14 protein-coding genes and 4 tRNA genes are annotated in these 18,423 nt (G+C 65.7%); 3 read left to right on the top strand and 15 right to left on the bottom strand.

The window, feature by feature from the left end; translation table 11 throughout:
• Positions 1–26: 26 nt before the first annotated feature.
• From AC06E9_RS11905 to AC06E9_RS11885, 5 genes are all read right to left on the bottom strand, one after another.
• Positions 27–2,057, bottom strand: coding sequence for a hybrid sensor histidine kinase/response regulator (locus tag AC06E9_RS11905; RefSeq protein ID WP_478056124.1), 2,031 nt, complete (start codon positions 2,055–2,057; stop codon positions 27–29).
• A gap of 13 nt (positions 2,058–2,070) precedes the next feature.
• A complete protein-coding gene (locus AC06E9_RS11900) occupies positions 2,071–3,660 on the bottom strand; it encodes a DUF7125 family protein (protein ID WP_478056123.1) in 1,590 nt (529 codons plus the stop codon).
• Positions 3,661–3,702: 42 nt separating this feature from the next.
• Positions 3,703–3,776, bottom strand: a tRNA-Cys gene (locus tag AC06E9_RS11895).
• Positions 3,777–3,853: 77 nt separating this feature from the next.
• Positions 3,854–3,929, bottom strand: a tRNA-Gly gene (locus tag AC06E9_RS11890).
• A gap of 146 nt (positions 3,930–4,075) precedes the next feature.
• Positions 4,076–4,151, bottom strand: a tRNA-Gly gene (locus AC06E9_RS11885).
• Positions 4,152–4,644: 493 nt separating this feature from the next.
• On the opposite strand from AC06E9_RS11885, the gene AC06E9_RS11880 reads away from it, so the two are divergent.
• Positions 4,645–5,304 carry a hypothetical protein gene (locus AC06E9_RS11880; RefSeq protein ID WP_121041700.1) on the top strand — a complete coding sequence of 220 codons (660 nt, stop codon included), beginning with the start codon at positions 4,645–4,647 and terminating at the stop codon, positions 5,302–5,304.
• Positions 5,305–5,464: 160 nt separating this feature from the next.
• Here the strand turns inward: AC06E9_RS11880 and AC06E9_RS11875 are convergent.
• The 10 genes from AC06E9_RS11875 to AC06E9_RS11830 form a co-directional block, all read right to left on the bottom strand.
• A tRNA-Gly gene (locus tag AC06E9_RS11875) sits at positions 5,465–5,540 on the bottom strand.
• Between the two features lie 46 nt (positions 5,541–5,586).
• The gene (pgsA, locus tag AC06E9_RS11870; RefSeq protein ID WP_121041698.1) at positions 5,587–6,210 is read right to left on the bottom strand and encodes a CDP-diacylglycerol--glycerol-3-phosphate 3-phosphatidyltransferase; all 624 of its coding nucleotides are present in this window, start codon (positions 6,208–6,210) and stop codon (positions 5,587–5,589) included.
• A gap of 9 nt (positions 6,211–6,219) precedes the next feature.
• Positions 6,220–8,067: an excinuclease ABC subunit UvrC gene (gene uvrC, locus AC06E9_RS11865; protein WP_478056122.1), complete on the bottom strand. Its 1,848-nt coding sequence runs from the start codon at positions 8,065–8,067 to the stop codon at positions 6,220–6,222.
• A complete protein-coding gene (locus AC06E9_RS11860; RefSeq protein ID WP_152151478.1) occupies positions 8,064–9,479 on the bottom strand; it encodes a redoxin domain-containing protein in 1,416 nt (471 codons plus the stop codon). Before AC06E9_RS11860 ends, uvrC begins: the two co-directional genes overlap by 4 nt.
• 46 nt (positions 9,480–9,525) lie before the next feature.
• Positions 9,526–10,299 carry a 3-deoxy-manno-octulosonate cytidylyltransferase gene (gene kdsB / locus AC06E9_RS11855; protein ID WP_152151476.1) on the bottom strand — a complete coding sequence of 258 codons (774 nt, stop codon included), beginning with the start codon at positions 10,297–10,299 and terminating at the stop codon, positions 9,526–9,528.
• A 66-nt stretch (positions 10,300–10,365) separates the two neighbouring features.
• Positions 10,366–11,388, bottom strand: coding sequence for a tetraacyldisaccharide 4'-kinase (gene lpxK, locus AC06E9_RS11850; RefSeq protein WP_478056121.1), 1,023 nt, complete (start codon positions 11,386–11,388; stop codon positions 10,366–10,368).
• Complete coding sequence (msbA, locus tag AC06E9_RS11845; RefSeq protein WP_152151472.1) at positions 11,388–13,136, bottom strand: lipid A export permease/ATP-binding protein MsbA; 1,749 nt, start codon at positions 13,134–13,136, stop codon at positions 11,388–11,390. The genes lpxK and msbA overlap by 1 nt, the downstream gene beginning before the upstream one ends.
• Positions 13,133–13,555, bottom strand: coding sequence for an ExbD/TolR family protein (locus AC06E9_RS11840; RefSeq protein WP_019183376.1), 423 nt, complete (start codon positions 13,553–13,555; stop codon positions 13,133–13,135). The genes msbA and AC06E9_RS11840 overlap by 4 nt, the downstream gene beginning before the upstream one ends.
• Before the next feature lie 3 nt (positions 13,556–13,558).
• Positions 13,559–14,233 carry a MotA/TolQ/ExbB proton channel family protein gene (locus tag AC06E9_RS11835; RefSeq protein ID WP_478056120.1) on the bottom strand — a complete coding sequence of 225 codons (675 nt, stop codon included), beginning with the start codon at positions 14,231–14,233 and terminating at the stop codon, positions 13,559–13,561.
• A gap of 3 nt (positions 14,234–14,236) precedes the next feature.
• On the bottom strand, positions 14,237–16,576 hold the full coding sequence (locus AC06E9_RS11830) for a DNA internalization-related competence protein ComEC/Rec2 (protein WP_478056119.1): 2,340 nt from the start codon (positions 16,574–16,576) through the stop codon (positions 14,237–14,239).
• 562 nt (positions 16,577–17,138) lie between these two features.
• Between AC06E9_RS11830 and AC06E9_RS11825 the strand changes: the two genes are divergently transcribed.
• Positions 17,139–17,891, top strand: coding sequence for a hypothetical protein (locus AC06E9_RS11825; RefSeq protein WP_478056118.1), 753 nt, complete (start codon positions 17,139–17,141; stop codon positions 17,889–17,891).
• A complete protein-coding gene (locus tag AC06E9_RS11820) occupies positions 17,888–18,391 on the top strand; it encodes a type II toxin-antitoxin system VapC family toxin (protein ID WP_478056117.1) in 504 nt (167 codons plus the stop codon). Before AC06E9_RS11825 ends, AC06E9_RS11820 begins: the two co-directional genes overlap by 4 nt.
• Positions 18,392–18,423 lie beyond the last annotated feature (32 nt).

Below are 18,423 nucleotides of genomic sequence, written 5' to 3'. Positions count from 1 at the left end.
CAGGGCACCCGCCTGGCGCCGCTGGATTACCGATGTCCCGCCATCGAGCTTCGTACCGCTTCACTGAACGCATCGAGCAGGAATGGCTTGGCGATCATCGCCATGCCGTTATCGAGGAATGCCGAGCGCTCCTGTGCTTTCTCTGCGTAGCCGGTCATGAACAGCACCGGCAACGAGGGCCGCGATTGCCTCGCGATTTCGGCCAGTTGGCGTCCGTTGAGGCCGGGCAGTCCGACGTCGGTGATCAGCAGGTCGATCTTCTTGGATGAGCCGAGGATCGGAATGGCGCCATCGGCATCACCCACGACTTCAGCGGTATACCCGAGGTCTTCCAGCACCACGGTGACCAGCATGCGCACCTGCTCGTCGTCCTCCACCACCAGGATCGATTGCCCGGCGCCGAGCGACACTGGCTGTGCGCTCGGTGCACCGTCGTCCTCGGCGGCGTCGTTCACCACCGGCATGAACAACGCGACCGTGGTGCCCTGCCCTGGCGTGGAATCGACCGTGATGTGGCCGCCGGACTGCTGCATGAAGCCGTAGATCATCGACATACCCAAGCCCGTGCCCTTGCCGATCGGCTTGGTGGTGAAGAACGGCTCGAAGATCCGCTCGACCACCTCCGGTGGCATGCCGGTACCGGAATCGGAGACCGATACCACGGCGTACTCGCCTGCCGGAATGGTCGGCACTTCGCCCTCGGCGGCGAAAACGTGCGAGGTCCGCAGGATCAGCTCACCCCCTTCAGGCATCGCGTCACGTGCATTGATCGCCAGATTCAGCAGCGCGCTTTCGAACTGGTTGCTGTCCAGGTTGGCGCGCAGCGGCGCGTCACTGGTCGCCATCTGGATGCGGATCTTCTCGCCCAGCGTGCTGCGCAGCAGGTGCTGGACCGATCCAACCAGCGCGTTGAGTTCCACCGTCTTCGAATCCAGCGACTGGCGTCGCGAAAACGCCAGCAGACGCTGGGTCAAGGCCGCCGCGCGCTGGCTGGAGGCGGTGGCCGCATCCAGGAAGCGCTCCATCCCTTCCATGCGCCCCATGTCCAGGCGCATGCGCATGATGTCCAGCGAGGAGAGGATGCCGGTCAGCATGTTGTTGAAGTCGTGCGCGATGCCGCCGGTCAATTGCCCGATGGCATCCATCTTCTGCGACTGGCGCAGGGCCGCTTCGCTGGCCTCACGCGCGGCCATCTGCCGCTCCAGCTCCGCCGTGCGCTCGGCCACCATCGCCTCCAGGTCCGAGGCATGTTGCTGACTCGTTTCCAGGGCCAGCTTGGAGGCCGTGATATCGGTGACGAAGACGTGGAACCCATCCGGCGCGCCGTCTGCATCCCAGCGCGGCGAATAACGGATCTCGCTGTCGCGCCGGCGGCCGTCACTGAACGGCCAGTTGGCCTCGAACACGATGTGCTCGCCCGCCAGCGCACGTTCGATCAACGGGCGGCGGGTGCGCCAGACCTCCTGCCCGACGACCTCCGGCACGCGTTTGCCGATCACGGCCGATACCGGACGCTCGAACCAGGCCTCATACGCTTTGTTCGCGAAGCGGTAACACAGGTCACGGTCGATGAAGGCGATCAGCACCGGCATCGCATCGGCCACCAGGCGCAGTTCTGCTTCGCTGCGCTCCAGTGCGGCACGGCCATCGGCCAGCGCCCGCATTTGATCACGGACCAGGAACTGTTTGTCGCGCGCACGCAGCGCACTGCGCACGGAGCTGAGCAGCGAGCTGCTGCCCAGCGGCCGGTCCAGCTCGATGATGTTGATCGACAACTGCAGGTCGGGGTCGGCCAGCGGCCGCTTTTTCGAGCGGGGCGACCGCAGCAGGATGAACGGTATGTCCGACCAGGACGGCTGCCGGGCCAGTGGCTCCAGCAATGCACCTGCGCCCTTGGCGACCGCCTCCTCGGTCATCACCACCGCGCCCACGTCATCATCGAGCGCATCGGCCAACCGCGACAGGCTGTCCTGGATCGTGGTCCTCAGGCCGGAGGCGTTGAGCACGGTGGCGATGCTCTGCGCATCACGACCAAACGGCGCAAAGATGTGGACCACGCCGGAAACCGAGTCACTGCGCACTGGTGTGGCCCAGCAGGTGCGCCGTGTTGCCGACGAACTCTGGCGTGCCGGTCAGGATTCCCTTGAACTCATTGAGTGGCGCACTGAGCGAAATGCCCTTGCCGTCGATCTTCAGCTCGCGGATCGTGTTCTCGTGCGCACCGCCGCGATTCTTGATGACCGAGATCGCCTTGCGGATGCGCCCCTGCGATTCGAAGAAGCGGAACAGCACGACCGAATCGGCGATGTAGGAAACGTTGAGGTTGCCGGTCGACATGGTGCCGACCAACCCGTGTTGCGGATTGATCAGGATGGTCGCCACGCCCTTCTGGTTGAGATAGGACAGCATCTCGTGCAGCTGGAGCATGAGCTGCTTCTCCTGCGGCATCGCCGTGACGTAGCCGTTGAGGCTGTCGATCACCAGCAGCCGGCACTGACGCTCCTCGACCGCACGCCGCATGTTCCAGGCGAACTCACCTGGCGAAATTTCGGCCGGATCGACCTGCTGGATTTCCAGCAGACCCGACGCCATGTGTTTGCTCAGATCGATGTCCAGCGACTCTGCGCGGGCCAGCAGGGTACCGATGCGCTCATCGAACTCGAAGATGCAGCAGTGCTCACCGCGCTCGCAGGCGGCCCAGACATACTGAAGCGCCACGTTGGTCTTGCCACTGCCGGCGGGGCCGGTGAGCAGGGTGCTGGTGCCCCGCAGGGGCCCACCGCCGAGCAGGCTGTCGATCTCGGCCACCCCGCTGCTGATGGGCGCACCGACGAACTTGGCATGGTGGTCCGAGGCAATCAACCGCGGGAAGACCTCCAGGCCGCCTTCGCGGATGGTCATGTCGTGATAGCCGGCGGTGAAGTTCACCCCACGCAGTTTCTGCACATGCATGCGGCGGCGCGCGGGACCGAAATCCAGCGTCAGGCGTTCCAGTGACACCACGCCGTGGCAGAGGCTGTGCAACTGGCCATCGCGCTCTTCACCGGTGGCGGTCATATCGTCCACCAGTACGACCGTTGCACTCTTCGGGGCGAAGAACTGCTTGAGCGACAGAATCTGGCGACGGTACCGAAGCGGATCCTGCGACAGCAGCCGCAGTTCGGACAGCGAATCGAACACCACCCGATGCGGCTTGATGCGTTCCACCTCGCCCAGGATCAGCTTCACCGTCTCGTCCAGCTCCACCTCCCAGGAGTGCAGCACGGACTGCATCCGTCCGTCGCCCAGCGCTTCCTCGGCCGAGGCCAGCTCAAACAGGTCCAGGCCATCCAAGGACCAGCCGTGAGCATTGGCAACTTCGCGCAGCTCGTCAGCCGTCTCGGAGAGCGTGATGTAGAGACAGCGCTCGCCCTTGCTCAGCCCATGCAGCAGAAACTGCAGGGACAGCGTGGTCTTGCCGGAGCCTGGCGGTCCTTCCAGCAGGTACAGCCGCCCCTGCGGGAAGCCCCCGCCGAGGATGCTGTCGAGGCCTTCGATACCCGTCGCTACGCGTGCTTTTTGTGTCTGCATAAGGCTGCCAAAGTGGACGGCCGCAGCATACGAAGCGTGTTGTGTAGGCCCTGTCGGCTCTGGCCTCCGAAACTGAATGGAGGCCCACAACGCACAAAGCCCGCTTTCGCGGGCTCTGGGCTACTTTCCATTTGGAGGCCTGGGTCGGAATTGAACCGGCGTACGCGGATTTGCAGTCCGCTGCATGACCACTCTGCCACCAGGCCGGTGACCCTACGATCATCGAAGGCGTGTTGCGTGCCCCGATAAAACAAGACCCCGAGAACGGGGCCTGGTCAGGATTTGGAGCGGGAAACGAGACTCGAACTCGCGACCTCAACCTTGGCAAGGTTGCGCTCTACCAACTGAGCTATTCCCGCAAAATCAAGCGTGTATGTTACCGAAACCACTCGAAACACACCAGCTTTTTCACACTTTTTTTCACATCCCGGCCGATGCTTCCGGACTGGATGCCCGCGTGCCACCGCGGAGAAAAACAAGGCCCCAAGGGGGCCCTGTCGAAATCTGGAGCGGGAAACGAGACTCGAACTCGCGACCTCAACCTTGGCAAGGTTGCGCTCTACCAACTGAGCTATTCCCGCAGACTTTCGCTTGCCCCGACCGCACCGCACCCTGAGGCGCTGGAGGCTGTCGGCCCCTCGACCTGCGTCGAAGGAGCGCTATTCTGTCGGAATTCCTTCACGTCGTCAACATCCTTTTCGCCGCAACGTGGTGTGGTTTCCCACCGGGCGGTCACGGCGGCCTCCGACATCTTCCCCCGTTCTGCTCCCGCACAAAGTCCCCATGTCCGGCTTGCCAGACGTTGACGCGCCGAAGCGCCCCCGGACTTGCACGTCCAGTGCAGCGCAACGCCCTCGCGCAGCCGGCGCCCGTCGAATACCCCCTTCACCCTGTCCTGGGCGAAGGACGGGTGCAACTGCAGGCCCCTCCACTGGGGCGCAGCTCACCGGCGAGCCGCCACGGCAGGTTCGGCGTTTGGTTGCACGTTTCCCACAAGTTGTATTGTCAAAGGGAGTGCAACGCCGTCTGATGCATGCAATGCAGCGGACCCCACACCTGAAGACTCCGACACCCATGGCACACACCTCTGGCAGCAGCACCAGGCTGATGCTGTCTGCACTCCATTACATTCAATGTTGCCCTGCGCGCATGGCCGCCACCTGTACGGGACTGTTATTGAGCGCATCGGCGATAGCCGCCCCCGTGACGCTCGTATTCCCGCTGCCCGATGGCCACCACCTGAGCATCTCGGCCAGCGACAAGCACGTACACGCGCAGCGGATGTCGGGGAGACGTCGGGCCATTTCCGTGGATGCCGACCTGCGACGGGTGCTGATGCAGGCCGATACCGTGTTTCCGATCAACCGCAGCGCCTTCATGCTGGAGGGCGGTCCGGGCGTAACGCTGTTCGTACGCACGTCATCCAATTCCGCCCGTCCGATGGCCTACTGCGGTTCGGGGCGGGAAGACCAGGTGCTGCTGATCGAACTCCGCGCGAACCGACTGGCCTTGCTCGACCGACTGCTGCTCGACAGCTGCTTACGTTCCATTGCAGTGATCGCAGACCTGGGCGACTGGCCACAGGAAGCCGTGGAACCAATGGCACATCCGTGGGTGGCTCGATTTCAGGCGCTCGACATGGATGGCCCTTATCCCCGCTGCGTTCGCATCGCACATCAACGACTCTGGGTAGACGACTCCTGCGAGACACCCGAGCGGCCTCAGCCTGAGTAGTCGCCCGGCCCGCCATGGCCGACCGCGCTGCGGTGCTGACGGAGTGAACCCATGATGCAGATGCATGCCCGAGGCACGGCACACAAACGGAAAAAGCGACCCGGAAGGTCGCTTTTTTCGTTGCATCGCATCGGGACGGATCACGATGGGATGCGGTATCTGGAGCGGGAAACGAGACTCGAACTCGCGACCTCAACCTTGGCAAGGTTGCGCTCTACCAACTGAGCTATTCCCGCTTGGGAGGCGAAATTCTACAGCCAAATGCATCCCTGTCAACAGCCCTCACGCACTCTTTTTTGCTTTGGTGTTCTCACGCGCGAGGCGCTCGTCTTCGCGCAGGCTTGGCCACGCCGCGTGCAGGTACTGCAGGCCGGACCACAGCGTCAGGATCGAGGCGATCGCCAGGGTCCAGTCGCCGATGTGGAAGACCTCGGTGCCCATCCAGATGTCCTGCATCGGGGTGTGCGGTGCGACCGAGTACAGCAGGCACAGCAGCGCGACCATCTGCGCGGTGGTTTTCACCTTGCCGATCACGGCCACACGCACCTTGGCCCGCTGGCCGATTTCCGCCATCCATTCGCGCAGTGCCGAGACGGCGATTTCACGGCCGACGATCACTGCCGCCCAGACCGCCATCCACGCGGTGGGGTGGCCCTGCACGATCAGGAACAGCGCCACGGCCACCATCAGCTTGTCCGCGACCGGGTCGAGGAAGGCGCCGAACGCGGACTGCAGGTCGTAGCGGCGGGCGATCCAGCCGTCGAGCCAGTCGGTGAGCGCAGCCAGGCCGAAGATCGCCGCCGAGGCGAAATTGGTCCACTTGTAGGGGAGATAGAACACCAGCACCAGAACGGGGATCATCACGATCCGCAGCAGGGTCAGCCAGGTGGGGAGGGTCAACTTCATTGCGTCTCTCTACTCGCCCGCCGCGTCGGGCGTGGGCAGTCCATGAAGGTTAGCGTAGATACGCGCAGCGAGGGCGTCATTGATGCCGTCCACTTTCGCGATTTCCGCTTCGCCGGCGGCTTTCAGGCCGACCAGGCCGCCAAAATGTTTGAGCAGGCTGGCGCGCCGGCGCGGGCCGATGCCAGGAATATCTTCGAGTTTGCTGGTCATCCGGGCCTTCTGGCGGCGGCCGCGGTGGCCGGTGATGGCGAAGCGGTGGGCTTCGTCACGCACCTGCTGGATGAACTGCAGCGCCGGTGACGCCGCACCCGGGCGCAGTTCGCGGCCGTCCGGCATGACCATGGCTTCATGCCCTGCCCTGCGCTCCACACCCTTGGCCACGCCGACCAGCATCACCCCTTCCACGCCCAGATCGGCCAGCGCGGACTGCGCCTGGGCCAGCTGGCCGGCGCCGCCGTCGATCAGCAGCAGATCCGGCAATACGCCGTCCTCTTCCACCGCGCGGCGGAAGCGCCGCTCGATCGCCTGGTGCATGGCCGCATAGTCATCGCCGGGCTCGATGCCGCTGATATTGAAACGGCGGTACTGGCTGCGCACCGGTCCGGCCGCATCGAACACCACGCACGAGGCCACGGTGGCTTCGCCCATGGTGTGGCTGATATCGAAACACTCCACGCGCTTGACCTGCTCGGTCAGGCCGAGCATCTGCCGCAGGTCTTCGCTGCGCGCGTGCTGCGCGGTGCGGCTGCCCAGCTCGGTGACCAGGGTGATCTGCGCGTTGCGTGCGGCCAGTTCCACGTAGCCGGCGCGCTCACCGCGCACGTTCCAGCGCAGCTGCACCTTGTGTTCGGCCGAGGCACTCAAGGCCGATTCGATCAGGCTGGCATCCGGGATTTCGCGGTCGAGCAGGATCTCGCGCGGAGGGGCGTGCTCGGCGTAATACTGCGAGACGAACGCGCCCAGCACTTCATCGGCACTCTCCTCGCCATTGGTGCGCGGGAAGAACGGCCGCGTGCCCATGTTGCGGCCATCACGGAACGCCAGCAGCAGCACGCAGGCGCTGGCGCCCTGGGTGGCGCAGGCGAGCACGTCCAGATCCGCCGCGCGGCCATCCACGTATTGGCGGGTCTGCATGCTGCGCAGCGAGGCGATCAGATCGCGCAGGCGCGCGGCCTGCTCGAATTCCAGTGCTTCGCTGGCGGTCTGCATCTGGGTGCCGAGCTCGCGCGCGAGCTGGTCGCTCTTGCCTTCCAGGAACATCGAAGCGCGGCGTACCGACTCGGCGTAATCCTCCGGTGCCACCAGCTCCACGCAGGGCGCGCTGCAGCGGCCGATCTGGTACTGAAGGCAGGGCCGCGAGCGGTTGCGGAACACGCTGTCTTCGCAGCTGCGCAGCTTGAACAGCTTGTGCATCAGGTTGAGCGTTTCGCGCACGGCAGTGACGCCGGGGTACGGGCCGAAGTAACGCCCCGGCACCGCGCGCGGGCCACGGTGCAGTGCGATCCGCGGCCATTGCTCACGGGTCAGCAGCACGTGCGGATAGGTCTTGTCGTCGCGCAGGGAGACGTTGTAGCGCGGCGAGAGCGACTTGATCAGCTGGTTTTCCAGCAGCAGCGCCTCGGCCTCCGAGCGGGTCACGGTCACGTCCATGCGCGCGACCTGCGACAGCATCGACATGATCCGCGTGGTCTTGGGCGTGCCGTTGAAATAGCTGCCCACGCGGTTGCGCAGCGCACGCGCCTTGCCGACGTACAGCAGCGTGTCATCGGCAGCGTACATGCGGTACACGCCGGGGGCGGTGCTCAGGTGGGCCGCAAATGCCTTGCCATCGAAGGCGGGGGCGGAAGAAACAGTCATTCGTTGATCGGCACGTCGCTCAGGACACCACTGACGGGGTCGAAGCGCAGCACGGCGTGGGCATCGGTCTCGGCAATCCAGACCGCGCCACCGCCCAGCGCCAGGCCAGCCGGGCCGTGCAGGCGGCGCGGCAACCCCAGCGTACTCAGCTCACCACCGCCCAGGCGCAGCGTGCGCAGGCGGCCGTTGCCGGCATCGGCGATCCACAGCAGCGGCGCATCCGGACTCAGGGCAATTGCCTGCGGGTACTGCAGCAGTGCCGAGGTGCGCGGGCCGTCCTGTTCGCCGAACGTCCACAGCCCCTGCCCGACCAGCGTCTGCACCAGGTCACCACGCAACTGCATGGCGCGGATCGAGGAGCCCAGCGCATCGCAGACGTACAGCACCTGCTGGACCGCCGCGACCGAGCACGGCTGCGCGAACGCGGCCACGTGGCCACTGCCGTCGCGCTCGTCGATCGCCCCACTGCCGGCGCGCCACTGCAGGCTGCGCTGGCCAAGGTGATAGCTCCAGATACGGTTGTCGCCGGCCATGGCGATGTGGATCTGGTTGTCGGCGACGGCCAGGCCCTGCGGGTGGTTGAGTGCGGTGTGGCGCGGATCGGCCACCGGCCCTTCGATCAGTTCGCCGGGGCGGCCGGTGCCGCATAGCGTGTCGACCTGGCCGGAGAGCAGATGGATGCGGCGCAGGGCATGGTTGCCGGTGTCGGCCACGTACAGCCATTCGCGCTCCAGCGCCAGGCCCTGGGGATGGTGGAAGGCCGCCTGGGCCTGGTCCCCATCCATGAAATCGGCGGTGCCCATGCCGAACTGGCGCAGCACGCGGCCACCATGGCTGCACTCGAGCACGCGGTGATGGCCGGTGTCGGCGATGTACAGGCGCTCGGTGGTCACCGCCAACCCGGTCGGGAAGCGCAGCGGCAGGCGCGGCTCGGGGCTCAGCTCACGGGCGCCGTGCAGGTCCTCATCGGACGGCCGCGAGCTGCCTTCGCACAGCGCAGCAAGGGAGCGTTCCAGTTCCCCGCCAAGACCGACCAGACGCTCGCGCTCGCGCCCTTGGGCATCGAGCAGGACCAGGGTCGGCCATGCGGTCACGCCGAAGCGTCGCCAGCCATCCCATTCCGCGTCCAACAGTGCCGGTGCGTTCAGCCCCTGACGGCGCAGCAGCTTGAGGGACTGATCGGGATCGCGCTCGCCATCAAAACGTGGCACCTGCAGCACCAGCAGCTGCAGCTTGCCCGGGTGGCGCGACTGCCACTGGGCCAGCTCGGCCAGCCGCTGCGCGCACCATACCGAGGCGGCGTTGACGAAGGCCAGCACGACCGGCCGACCCTGCAACTCGGCCAGGGTGGTCGGTTTGGCGTTGAGCCAGGTGGCGAATTCGGGAAGATCCTGGACGGGCTGGACGTTCATGCCCCGATTATGCCGGACTCGGCGTCATGCAACCGTCGTGCCACGGTCACGGGTGTGCTGCCCACCTGGCCTCGGCACGCGCCAGATCGTCCGGGGTGTCGATGCCGGGCGGGAACTCGGCCGGGGTCAGCGCCACGCTGATGCGGTGCCCCGCTTCGAGCACACGCAGCTGCTCCAGCGATTCCAGCTGCTCCAAGGTGCCGGCCGGCAACGCGGCGAACTGGCGCAGGAAGCCGGCGCGGTAACCGTAGATGCCGATATGGCGCAGCCAGTGCGGGCCGGGCAGCGTATCGCGCGAGCGCGCGAAGGCATCGCGGTGCCACGGAATCGGCGCGCGGCTGAAGTACAGCGCATCCAGGTTCTGCTTGCGCACGACCTTGACCACGTTCGGGTCGAACAGGGTGTCCGCGTCTTCCACCGGCGTGGCCAGCGTGGACATCTCCGCATCGCTGTAGACCAGGGCTTCGGCCACCGCGCGGATTCCTTCGGCCGGGGCGAACGGCTCATCGCCCTGCAGGTTCACCACCAGGGTGTCATCGGACCAGCCCGCCTGTGCGGCGCACTCGGCCAGCCGATCGGTGCCGGAGGCGTGCTCGGTGGAGGTCATCGCCACGCGCACTTCGGCCAGGCCCTGCAGGGCCTCGGCGATGCGCTGATCGTCGGTGGCGACCCACACCTCGCGCGCGCCGGCGAGCAGCGCGCGTTGCGCCACGCGCAGCACCAGCGGCTCGCCGCCGAGCAGGCGCAGCGGCTTGCCCGGCAGCCGCGAAGCGGCATAACGGGCGGGAATGGCGACGACGAACTCGACGGAAGCGCTCATGGGGGATGACCTGTACGAAAGGAATGCAGTCCGGGCGTCAGTGTGCCGCAACCGGCACCGGGCCCGTCAACGCTTGCCGAGTTTCTCGACGCGGTCCAGCAGGCTGATCCAGAACGCCGCCGGCAACTCGGCCGACAGCGGCACGGCGAAGTGCCATTCGGTCGCGAAGGCCTTGCACTTGACCGCGTCCTTCTCGGTCATCAGCACCGGCAGTTCGCTGCCGAAGCGCAGATCGGACGGCTGGTAGGCATGGTGATCAGCGAAGGCATGCGGCACCACGCCGATGCGATGCGCGCGCAGCATGTCAAAGAAGCGCTGCGGATTGGCGATACCGGCCACCGCATGCACGCGCTGGCCCTGGAAATGCGAGAGGCGCCGCGCGCGGCCGCCCTGCAGCGGCTGTGCGCTGTCGATGCGCAGCTGCATCGGCCATTCGCCGAAGCCGCAGGCGGTCTGCGCTTCGGTGCCCTCGCTGGCCTGGCCCATGTTGACCACGCGGAAATCGCAGTCGCGCGCACGGCTGGCTGGCTCGCGCAGCGGCCCGGCGGGAATCAGCCGGCCGTTGCCGTAGCGACGCTGGGCGTCGACCACTTCAATTTCGATGTCGCGCGCCAGCCGGTAATGCTGCAGGCCGTCATCGCAGACGATGATGTCGCAGCCCGCCTCGACCAGCGCCTTGCCGGCCCCGACACGATCCGCATCCACCCGCACCGGCACACCGGTTTTCCAGGCGATCAGCACCGGCTCGTCGCCGCCGACGGCGGTATCGGTACTGGCCAGCACCCAGCGCGGGGTGCCCGCATCGTCGCGACCATAGCCACGGCTGGCGACCCCCGGCTTCCAGCCCGCTTCGCGCAGGCGGTTGACCAGCGCGATCGTCAGCGGGGTCTTCCCAGTGCCACCGGCGGTGACATTGCCGACCACCACCACCGGCACCGGCAGCGAATGCCGTTTCAGCCAGCGACGGCGATACGCCATCCTGCGCAGCGCGATCGCCGCACCGTACAACGGTGACGCCAGGCGTGCTAGGAACGGAATGGCGCTGCCGTCATACCAGTACGACGGCGTGTGGGTGCCTTTGCCTGCCATCAAGGCTGCCTTTCGCGGAACTGCATCTTGTGCAGGTGCTCGTACAAGCCACCCAGCGCCAGCAGTTCGTTGTGCGTGCCACGCTCGACGATGCGGCCATGGTCCATCACCAATACCTGATCGGCATGTTCGATGGTGGACAGACGGTGCGCGATCACCAGCGTGGTGCGCTCGGGCATCAGCCGCTGCAACGCATCCTGCACCAGACGCTCGGACTCGTTATCGAGCGCGGCGGTGGCTTCATCCAGGATCAGGATCGGCGCATCGCGCAGGATCGCGCGGGCGATCGCCAGGCGCTGACGCTGGCCGCCCGAGAGCAGCGCACCGTTCTCGCCGACCGGCGTCTGCAGCTGCTGCGGCATGCGCGCGATGAACTCCCACGCATTGGCCGCTTCGGCCGCAGCGCGGATCTGCGCTTCGGTCGCATCCATGCCGTAGGCGATGTTGGCGCCCACGGTGTCATCGAACAGCATGACCTTCTGCCCAACCATGGCTACCTGGCGACGCAGGTCCGCCAGCGGGTAATCGTCCAGCGCCACCCCATCCAGCGTGATGCGGCCACCGCTGGGTTCGTAGAAGCGCGGCACCAACCGGATCAGGCTGGTCTTGCCGCTGCCGGAACGGCCGACAATTGCCGTCACCGTGCCCGGCTTGGCCACGAAACTGATGTCGTCCAGCGCGATGCCGGTATCCTCGCGATAGCGCAGCATCACGTGCTCGAAGGCGAGCTCGCCCCGTGCGCGGCCGATCCTCTGGATGCCTTCGTCGCGCTCGACGGGCATATCGAGAATCCCGAACAGGCGCTCGGCCGCGGCCACACCTCGCGAGATCGAGGTCTGCACGCTGGTCAGGCGACGCAGCGACGGAATGATCGCCATCATCGAGGTCATCAGGCCCATGAACTGGCCCGCGTTGAGCTTGCCGGCCAGTGCCTCGCGGGTCGACACCCACACGATCACCGCCAGCGCCAGGGCCGCCAGGAACTGCACCGTGCTGGAGGCCAGCGCGCGCGTGGTTTCGACCTTCATGTTCAGGCCGAGCATGCGGTTGGCCAGACGGGAATAGCGCGAGATCTCGTGCGCCTGGGTGCCATGCACCTTCACTTCCTGCTGCGCGGCCAGGGACTGCTCGGCGGTCTGCGCCATGCCGCCCATGCCGTCCTGGATGCCACGGCTGATCCGGCGGTAGCGCTTGCCCACGATCGAGACGATCACACCGATGAGTGGCACCACCACCAGCATCGCCATCGTGACCTTGACGCTCATCTGCAGCATCACCACCAGCATGGCGATGATGGTGAGCGTATCGGCCACCAGGGTCTTGAGCGCATCGGCGCTGGCCTGGGTGACCTGCTCGGTGTCGAAGTTCAGGCGGCTGACCATCACCGGCGTGGCTTCAGCATCGAAATGCGAAGACGGCAGATGCAGGTACTTTTCCAGCACCTGCTCACGCAGGTCGCGCACCACGCTGCGCCCGGTGCGGGCCAGCGCGTAATCGCTGACCAGGGTGGCCAGGCTGCGCATCATGAACAACCCGAGGATGGTCAGCGGCAGGATCACCGCCATCCGCGGCTCCGGGTTGACGAACCCCCGGTTGACCAGCGGCTCCATCAGCTTGGTGAAGCTGTAACCGGCCAGGGCCTCGACCACCATCGCGACCACGGCGGCGACCATGAACACCCAATAGGCACCGGTATACCCGAGCAGGCGCTTGTAGATCGGCCAGACGGGGGAATGTTTCTTGCTCATGGACGCACCTCCGGCGCGGTAGCGATGGCGATGCGGCGGAAGCCCAGCTGGCCCAGAGCATCCTGGGCCGTGACGACAGCCTGGTAAGGCGTGCGCGCGTCGGCGCGCAACAGCACGGTCTGTTCCCGATCGCTGCCGGCGACGGCGGCAATCGTCTGCTTGACCGACTCGACGTCGGTGCGCAGCACTTCCTGGTCGTTGATGAAGTAACGCCCCTCGGCATTGACCAGCACGCTCAGCGAGCGCGGCGGCTCGGTGGTGTCCTGCTGGCTGGCGGTCGGCAACTGCAGCTGCAACGTCGAGCGCGCATCGAAGGTGGTGGTGACCACGAAGAAGATGATCAGGACAAGGATCACATCGATCAGGGGAACCAGATCGATATGCGGCTCGTCCTGGATCCGGTCATTGCGGATGCGCATCCGTCAGCCCTTGACCGTGACCGGTGCGGCGCCGGCCGAACCAGCGGCGGTACGCGGCCCGTTGTTCATCACGCCCGGGCGACCATCAAGCGCATCCAGCAGCGCCGACGCCTCCTGCTCCATCTCGATCACGTAGCCGGCGATGCGGCCTTTGAAATAGCGATGGAACATCAGCGCCGGAATCGCCACGATCATGCCCGTGGCGGTGCAGACCAGCGCCTTGCCGATACCGCCGGCCAGCTGGTTCACATCGCCCACGCCGTGGTCGAGGATGCCCATGAACATCTGGATCATGCCGACCACCGTGCCGAGCAGGCCCAGCAGCGGACCGGCCGAGGCGATCGTGCCAAGGGCATTCAGGAACCGCTCCATGCGGTGAACCAGATGCCGGCCGGCATCTTCGATGCGTTCGCGGATCTGGTCGCGCGGGCGGTTGCGCGCTTCCAGCGCGGTCGCCAGCAGCGCGCCCAGCGGCGAGTTGCCGCGCAGCGACTGGATATGACTCGGGTCGAGCTTGCCGCGCGCGGCCCAGTTGCGCACTTCCTGGCCCAGCCCGGGGGGCAGGACTTCATTGCGCCGCAGGGTCCAGAAACGCTCCAGGACGATTGCCAAAGCCAGTACGCCCAACAGCAGCAGCGGCAGCATCGGCCAGCCACCGGCCTTGACCAGTTCCCACACGTTTCAATCCTCCGGCCCAGCGGCCGCCTGTTTGATCGCCGATAGGATAGCAGCCGACCGGCTCCGCTCCGCGGCATCCCACCAACGCCGCTCGAAAACCCGTTGTTCACGCACCTGCAGGCCGTCACGCCCGAGCCAGACCCGCACCGCGCCGCTCTCGGAGGTGTTGAGCACCTCGGCGCCCACGGCCTGCCAGCGCTCCACCACCTCGGCACGCGGATGGCCAAACCGGTTGCGGTGACCGGTCGAGACGATCGCCAGCCGCGGCGCGACGGCCGCCACCCAGGCCGGCGTGGACGAACTGGCACTGCCATGGTGCGGAACCACTACTGCCTGGGCCGCCAGCAGCGTGCCTGCGTGCTGGACCAGCAGGGCCTCGCTGCGCTTCTCGATGTCCCCGGCCAGCAGGATGGCCCCTTGGTTGGTTTCCAGCCGCAGCACGCAGCTGCTGTCGTTGGTCGGCTGCGGTTCGTCACGCGGGGGATGCAGCACCCGGAACGTCACGCCATCCCTCTGCCAGGATTGCCCGGCATGGCAGGCCGATGCGCGGCCGCGCAGGGCGCCGGGCGGCGCCTGCAGCGTCGCGCCGGGAAAGCTGCGACGCACCCCGCGCAGGCCACCGGTGTGGTCGCGATGGTCGTGGCTGATCATGATCCGATCCAGCCGCCCCTGCCCCAGCGCACGCAGGGTCGGCACCACGATCCGCTCACCGGCATCGAAGCCGTCCTCGGCCCCCGGCCCGGTGTCGTACAGCAGCGTGTGCCGACGCGTGCGCACTGCTACGGCCAGGCCCTGCCCCACGTCCATCACCAGCAGTTCCACCTCGCCCTCGGCCGGCCCGTGCCGCGCCGGCCACAGCAACGGCAGGCACAGCAGCAGTGCGGGGACCCGGCCACCACTGCCACGCGGCAGCAGCAGCCAGAACACGCCGAACACGGCCGAGATCAGCGCCCAGCGGTTGGATTGCGGCAGCCACCACAGCGACAGCTCGCTGCGCGCGGCATACCCGAACAGCCACCAGCTCGCCTCGAAGCACCACGCCGCCAGCTGCCACGGCCAGCGCCCCGCCCCGTCGATCAGCGCCTCCAGCGCGGTGCCCAGCAGGGCCAGCGACACCACCACCATCGTCCACCAGGGAATCGCCACCAGATTCACCAGCGGCCCCGCACGCGAGGCCTGCCCGAACAGCGCCACGGTCAACGGCAGCAGCGCCACGGTCGCCACGCCCTGCGCGCCCAGGAACCCCCGAAGCCAGCTCTCCTCGCGCCCGGGCAGGCACCAGATCAGCCACAGAACACCGGCAAAGCTCAGCCAGAAGCCGGGCGCAAGGACGGCGAGCGGATCGACCAGCAGCATCGCCAGCGCCGCCAGGGAGAGCGACTGCGCCACGGTTGCCCGCCGCCGGCTGCAGCGCGCCGCTGCCACCACCGCGATCATCAGCACGGTACGCACCGTGGGCAGCGCGAAACCGGCCGCTGCGGCGTACAGCGCCGCGCCTGCGACGGCCGCCGCCGCAGCGCCCATCGGGCGTGGTACGTACAGGCCGAGCATCGGCAGGCACCGCCAGAGCCCGCCTGCCAACAGTGCAGCGACACCAGCCACCACGCCGACATGGAAGCCGGAGATCGCCACCAGGTGGGTCACCCCCAGCGCGCGCAGGTCATCCCAGTCGGCCTGGCTCAGGCCGCGGGTATCGCCCAGTGCCAGCGCCTGGACGAAACGACGGCCATCGCCCTGGACCGCCCTGGCGATCGCACTGGCCATCCGCTCGCGCCACGCGGGCAATCCGGTTGGCTCACCCAGCGGATGCGCCTGGGCAGGTTCCCGCACGTACCCGCTGCCAGCCACCCGTTGCCGCAACGCAAAACCCTCGGCGTCGAACCCGCCCGGGTTTACCCGCCCGCGTGGCGGCCGGACACGGACCGTGACCGACCAGCGTTCGCCGGCTCGGAGCGTGCGCCGGCGATCATCGGCTGCACCACGGAATCCGTCATACCAGCCCAGGGCGAGGTCCCGGCCGCGGAGTTCGCTTGGCATCGCCGGATCATCATCGACCCGGAACCGGAAGCGGGTGCCCCCGGGACCGTGGTCGGGGAGACTGATCACGCGGCCGTGCAGCGCATGGTCCACCGGCGGCCCACCGGGGGGCAGCTGCTGCGCCAGCCCGGCGTGAGCGTGCATGGCGGCCCAGCCGAGACCGGAAAGAGCAGCACCGAGCAGGCGGAGGCGGGAGGGCAGGATCCAGAGCAGGATGCCGGCAACTGCGGCGGCGACGCCCCACCCCAGCGGCAGCAGCCGGGGCGAGAAGACGATCGCGCAGATGCCTGCCAGCAAAGCGACCACACACGCCTTGCCGAAAATGGGAAGAGACGCGTGTGCCCCCATGCCGCCGGTGTGTAGCACTCGCCGCATGTGCAGCACCCAGGAAACCCTGAGTGTCGACCGTGGGCGCAGTGCGGGGTATCAGTGCAGCATGCAGGGCGTTGTCAGGAAATGCACATAGCAAAAAAGCCAACCCGAGGGCTGGCTTTTCTGTTGTGCCACGACAGTCTCCGGGACTGAAGTGGTGGGCGGTACAGGGTTCGAACCTGTGACCCCTACCATGTCAAGGTCGGGGAAGATCAACAAAAACAATGACTAAGCCGATCACCCGCGATCACTTGCGATCTATGACAATCAATGACTTAGCAAGCGACTGGGGTCAGTTTGGGGTCAGTGGCGTACCAACATGCAGGCCGGTAAATACGCGAGCGATGAATACAATGCAGCATAAAATGAATGATTCAGTATGCGGTTGGCAGAAGCAACCACCCCGCTCCATAGCGGGCCTTTGATGACGTACAGAGGGCGCTGATGCTGAATCAGCTACCTTACGATTTTGTCCACACTTGGATATGATCCCGCTATGGACAGGAAGCCGTTACGCATTTCAGTCGAGGATGTGATAGAGGGAGAAAAAATCTCGCTCGATCACGTTCCGTTGTCCCTGCTCAAGGATTTTGCGCGGGAGGTCGAGCAGTTCCTTCGAGGGTCGGAGGACACTGCCACGCACGAGAACCTGATCGTTAAAGTCGAGACGGGGTCTCTTGTTCTTGAGCCGCTCCATCAGCAATCGGACGCGCTCTATCGCGACATGGCCGTTCTGGAGGCGACCAGGGACGTGTCGAGCTTGGATCCCAAGCGCGCGGAGATAGTTATCAAATGGCAGAAAAAGGCTAGCGCAGCACCTGAACGCCAGTACTTCATCTGCGATAGCGAAAGACTACTTCGAGTAACAAAAGACACCTTCTATTTTGCGAGCGACCACGATCTGTGGGTTCCCGTGAAACGGAAGATTGTTGGTGAAGTGCAGGACATGGGAGGGGTGAGAAAGCCCAACATTCACCTGATAACTAGCCGGGGCCGTCTAACGCTCGCGGCGGACCATAAAACACTGGCAAACGAAAAAACCAATCGCCTCTATAAGCGGGCCCTGGTGTCTTTTGTGGCGGAAGAGAACATAGTTACAGGTGAGCTACGCGGCCTGAAGCTGATTCGTTTTGAGAACTACTCTCCTGCCATTGACTCGGATTCGATGAGAAAGATGTCGGCTGCGGGTGCAGAGAGCTGGGAAGGAATAGATGCAGTGGACTGGGTCAGGAGGCATAGAGAAGGATGACGAATCGCAACGGATTGCTGGTGGATACCTCTGCCCTCATTGCTTTTGTACAACCTCTGGATCCACACAATTTGATGGCGGTGAGCTATGTCGAACAGGCCATACGCGACGGCGTTCCGCTATATATATCGAGCCTGACGATAGCCGAATTTTGCTGCAAACAGGACTTTGGCACCATCGATCAGAACACCTTCATTATTGAGGGCTTCGAGACCCCAGAGGCGGCGCTTGCGGGGCAGATGGACAGTCAACTCAAACGGGAGTCAGGCGACGACCGAGTAGCAATGAAGGTGGATGTGATGCTAATAGCACATGCAGAAAAGCTAGGAGTAAACGGCCTGCTAACGTGCGACGCGAACTCTCTTGCGAAATTCTGTAGGCGCTTGCATGCCTCTGGCCACACCGGCGTTCTCCCGATTGTGACCTCCGAGCCATTTCTACCAGGCAAGGTCCAGAACGCATCTCTTAGTAGTCTCCTGGCAACAAACTCCACTCATTGATTCAACTTGAGTCCTGTTGCAGTTCTATTGTT

The organism is Stenotrophomonas sp. Steno-Z10-BAI, from assembly GCF_056393115.1.
This window is presented reverse-complemented; position numbering and strand designations above follow the sequence as displayed.